This is a genomic window from Pseudomonas meliae (assembly GCF_001400515.1).
GTDB classification, from domain to species: domain Bacteria; phylum Pseudomonadota; class Gammaproteobacteria; order Pseudomonadales; family Pseudomonadaceae; genus Aquipseudomonas; species Aquipseudomonas amygdali.
On record NZ_LJQT01000277.1, the window covers coordinates 5,866 to 9,805 of the forward strand.

The following is a 3,940-nucleotide window of genomic DNA, read 5'->3' on the forward strand; positions in this document are numbered from 1 at the left end:
TCACTGCCAGCGCAGTGGGCTTTGTTTTACGAATCCAGGCCCGTACGCACATTTCGGCGACCCGAACTGCATGCACGAGGCCCCCTGAAAATCTTAAAACCGTCAACAGCGGTTCCCTGACAGCGCGACAGGCTACGCATCGACAGAATGCCACCCCGGCGCAGGTCAGAGAAATGCAGATCAGGTTTTTAGGAGCGCGGTAAATGCCCGAGTTATTCCACTACATGCAGCAGCTGGTCAATGGCCTGACCAATGCGAGTACGTATGCATTGATCGCCATCGGCTACACGATGGTGTACGGCATCATCGGAATGATCAACTTCGCCCATGGCGAGGTGTACATGATCGGTTCCTATGTAGCTTTCATGGCGCTCGCCGGTCTGGCGATGCTGGGTATTCACAGCCTGCCGTTGCTGATGATTGCCGGTTTCGCCGCAGCCATCGTCGTAACCAGTGCCTACGGATACAGCATCGAGCGTGTGGCCTACCGTCCGTTGCGCAACAGCAACCGTCTGATTCCACTGATTTCTGCAATCGGCATGTCGATCTTCCTGCAGAACTCGGTTCAGCTTTCTCAGGGCTCCGGCAACTTCGCCATCCCCAACCTGCTGCCCGGCAGCCTGTCGTTCGGGCCCGGTGGCGCTCAGGAAGTGCTGATCTCCTACATGCAGATCGTGGTCTTTGTCGTCACCCTGCTGGCGATGACCGGCCTGACCCTGTTCATCTCCCGCTCACGCATGGGCCGCGCCTGCCGCGCCTGTGCCGAGGACATGAAAATGGCCAACCTGCTGGGGATCAACACCAACAACATCATTGCCCTGACCTTCGTGGTCGGTGCTGCACTGGCTGCCGTCGCGGCGATGCTGCTGAGCATGCAGTACGGCGTGATCAACCCGAGCGCCGGCTTTCTGGTCGGCCTGAAAGCCTTCACTGCTGCCGTACTGGGCGGTATCGGTTCGATCCCGGGCGCTGTGCTCGGTGGCCTGGTACTGGGCGTCGCCGAAGCCTTCGGTGCCGACATTTTTGGTGATCAGTACAAGGACGTCGTGGCCTTCGGCCTGCTGGTTCTGGTGCTGCTGTTCCGACCGACCGGCATCCTGGGTCGTCCGGAGGTTGAGAAAGTATGAGCAAGTCTTTCAAACAGGCGCTGTTCAGCGCCGCACTGGTCTGGGCCGTGGCCTACCCGGTGTTCGGCCTGAAACTGGCCTTTTCCGGCGTCACCCTTCAAGTGCAGAACGCCAGCCCGCTGACCCTGACCATCATTGCCTTCTGTTCGGTCATGCTGTTCTTGCGCATACTGTTCGCAGAACAGATCGGCAGCATGCGCCGCGGTACCGAAAAGCCGTTGATCTCGCAGAAGACCAGCGATTTCCTGACTCAGCCGAAAACCCAACGCTGGGGTCTGGCCGCATTGATCGTGCTGGCGTTCATCTGGCCATTCTTCGGGTCGCGCGGTGCGGTGGACATCGCCACGCTGATCCTGATCTACGTCATGCTCGGCCTGGGCCTGAACATCGTGGTTGGTCTGGCCGGTCTGCTGGACCTGGGCTATGTCGGTTTCTATGCAGTCGGTGCCTACAGCTACGCCTTGCTGTCCCACTACTATGGGCTCGGCTTCTGGATCTGCCTGCCGATTGCGGGCCTGATGGCGGCGCTGTTCGGGTTCTTGCTGGGGTTCCCGGTGCTACGCCTGCGCGGTGACTATCTGGCCATCGTGACGCTGGGGTTCGGCGAGATCATCCGCATCTTCCTGCGCAACCTCACCGAGCTGACCGGTGGCCCGAACGGCATCAGCAACATCGACAAGCCGACCTTCTTCGGCCTGACGTTCGAGCGCAAGGCCGCCGAGGGCATGCAGACCTTCCACGAGTTCTTCGGCCTGCCTTACAACTCGATCAACAAGGTCGTCTTCCTTTATCTGATCGCTCTGCTGCTGGCGCTGGCGGCACTGTTCGTCATCAACCGCCTGCTGCGCATGCCGATCGGCCGGGCCTGGGAGGCGCTGCGTGAAGACGAAATCGCCTGTCGTGCGCTGGGGCTGAATCCGACCGTGATCAAGCTCTCGGCGTTCACCCTTGGCGCTGCGTTCGCCGGTTTCGCAGGCAGCTTCTTTGCCGCACGTCAGGGTCTGATCACCCCGGAATCGTTCACCTTCATCGAATCGGCAATCATCCTCGCCATCGTCGTGCTCGGTGGTATGGGCTCGCAGCTTGGCGTGATCCTGGCCGCCATCGTGATGATTCTGCTGCCTGAGCTGATGCGCGAGTTCAGCGACTACCGCATGTTGATGTTCGGCGCGCTGATGGTGCTGATGATGATCTGGCGTCCTCAAGGCTTCCTGCCCATGCAACGGCCTGAAATGAAATTGAAAACGGAGCTGCCGAAATGAGCCGCCCATTACTGCAAGCCACCGGCTTGAGCATGCGTTTTGGAGGCCTGTTGGCGGTCAATGGCGTTGCCCTGACCGTCAATCAAGGGCAGGTCGTGTCGATGATCGGCCCCAACGGCGCGGGCAAGACCACCGTTTTCAATTGCCTGACCGGTTTCTACCGGCCAAGCGCAGGCACTATTCTGCTGGACGGTGAGCCGATCCAGGGCCTGGCTGGCCATCAGATCGCGCGCAAGGGCGTGGTGCGTACGTTCCAGAACGTGCGCCTGTTCAAGGAAATGACCGCTGTAGAGAACCTGCTGGTTGCCCAGCATCGGCATTTGAATACCAACTTCCTGGCCGGTTTGTTCAAAACCCCGGCGTTCCGTCGCAGCGAACGCGAAGCCATGGATTACGCCGAGCACTGGCTGGAAGCCGTCAACCTCAAGGAATTCGCTAACCGCCCTGCCGGTACACTGGCCTACGGGCAGCAACGCCGTCTGGAAATCGCCCGCTGCATGATGACGCGCCCGCGCATTCTGATGCTCGACGAACCGGCAGCCGGGCTGAACCCCAGAGAAACCGACGACCTGAAAGCCCTGATCGGCGTGTTGCGCAGCGAGCACAACGCTACGGTCCTGTTGATCGAGCACGACATGAAACTGGTGATGAGCATTTCCGACCACATTGTGGTGATCAATCAGGGCACGCCTCTGGCAGACGGAACGCCGGAACAGATTCGTGACAATCCTGATGTGATCAAAGCCTATCTGGGGGAAGCGTAAATGCTGCAGTTCGAGAACGTTTCCACTTTCTACGGCAAGATCCAGGCGCTGCACAGCGTCAACGTGGAAGTGCGTCAGGGCGAAATCGTCACCCTGATCGGCGCCAACGGCGCAGGCAAGTCCACGCTGCTGATGACCCTGTGCGGCTCACCACGCGCGCACAGCGGCAGTATTCGCTACATGGGCGAAGAACTGGTCGGGCTGGAGTCGTCGATCATCATGCGCAAGAGTATCGCCGTAGTACCGGAAGGCCGTCGCGTGTTTGCGCGTCTGACCGTTGAAGAGAACCTGGCGATGGGCGGTTTCTTCACGGAAAAGGCTGATTATCAGGAGCAGATGGACAAGGTCCTGCAGCTCTTTCCGCGCCTCAAGGAGCGCTTCAATCAGCGCGGCGGCACCATGTCCGGTGGCGAGCAACAGATGCTGGCCATCGGTCGCGCGCTGATGAGCAAGCCCAAGCTGCTGTTGCTCGACGAGCCTTCGCTGGGCTTGGCTCCGATCATCATCCAGCAGATTTTCGAGATCGTTGAACAGTTGCGTCGCGATGGTGTGACGGTGTTTCTGGTCGAACAGAACGCCAATCAGGCGCTGAAAGTCGCCGACCGCGCTTATGTACTGGAAAACGGTCGTGTGGTGATGCAAGGCACCGGCGAAGAACTGCTGGTCGATCCGAAAGTGCGGGATGCGTATCTGGGCGGGTAAGCGCTGCGAAGCGCATTAACGTTCAGAACCAGGATGGGCCACGATGATTCTCATTACCACGCTCTGCGTGGTAATGCCTTTCGTG

Annotated in this window: 4 protein-coding genes; all 4 read left to right on the forward strand. The window is 59.6% G+C overall.

Going from position 1 to position 3,940, the window contains the following annotated elements:
* Positions 1-203 precede the first annotated feature (203 nt).
* The 4 genes from livH to ALO64_RS12785 are packed head-to-tail and all read left to right on the forward strand — an operon-like array spanning position 204 to position 3,855.
* Positions 204-1,127 carry a high-affinity branched-chain amino acid ABC transporter permease LivH gene (gene livH, locus ALO64_RS12770; protein WP_044343436.1) on the forward strand — a complete coding sequence of 308 codons (924 nt, stop codon included), beginning with the start codon at positions 204-206 and terminating at the stop codon, positions 1,125-1,127.
* Positions 1,124-2,389: a high-affinity branched-chain amino acid ABC transporter permease LivM gene (locus tag ALO64_RS12775; protein ID WP_044343437.1), complete on the forward strand. Its 1,266-nt coding sequence runs from the start codon at positions 1,124-1,126 to the stop codon at positions 2,387-2,389. Before livH ends, ALO64_RS12775 begins: the two co-directional genes overlap by 4 nt.
* The gene (livG, locus tag ALO64_RS12780; protein ID WP_002554806.1) at positions 2,386-3,153 is read left to right on the forward strand and encodes a high-affinity branched-chain amino acid ABC transporter ATP-binding protein LivG; all 768 of its coding nucleotides are present in this window, start codon (positions 2,386-2,388) and stop codon (positions 3,151-3,153) included. Before ALO64_RS12775 ends, livG begins: the two co-directional genes overlap by 4 nt.
* On the forward strand, positions 3,154-3,855 hold the full coding sequence (locus ALO64_RS12785) for an ABC transporter ATP-binding protein (protein ID WP_002554807.1): 702 nt from the start codon (positions 3,154-3,156) through the stop codon (positions 3,853-3,855).
* Positions 3,856-3,940: the final 85 nt, after the last annotated feature.

Excerpts from the sequence above, each read along its gene's own strand:
- ALO64_RS12775 (WP_044343437.1), top strand. The coding sequence starts at position 1,124 with ATGAGCAAGTCTTTCAAACAGGCGCTGTTCAGCGCCGCACTGGTCTGG.
- livG (WP_002554806.1), top strand. The coding sequence starts at position 2,386 with ATGAGCCGCCCATTACTGCAAGCCACCGGCTTGAGCATGCGTTTTGGA.
- ALO64_RS12785 (WP_002554807.1), top strand. The coding sequence starts at position 3,154 with ATGCTGCAGTTCGAGAACGTTTCCACTTTCTACGGCAAGATCCAGGCG.
- livH (WP_044343436.1), top strand. The coding sequence starts at position 204 with ATGCCCGAGTTATTCCACTACATGCAGCAGCTGGTCAATGGCCTGACC.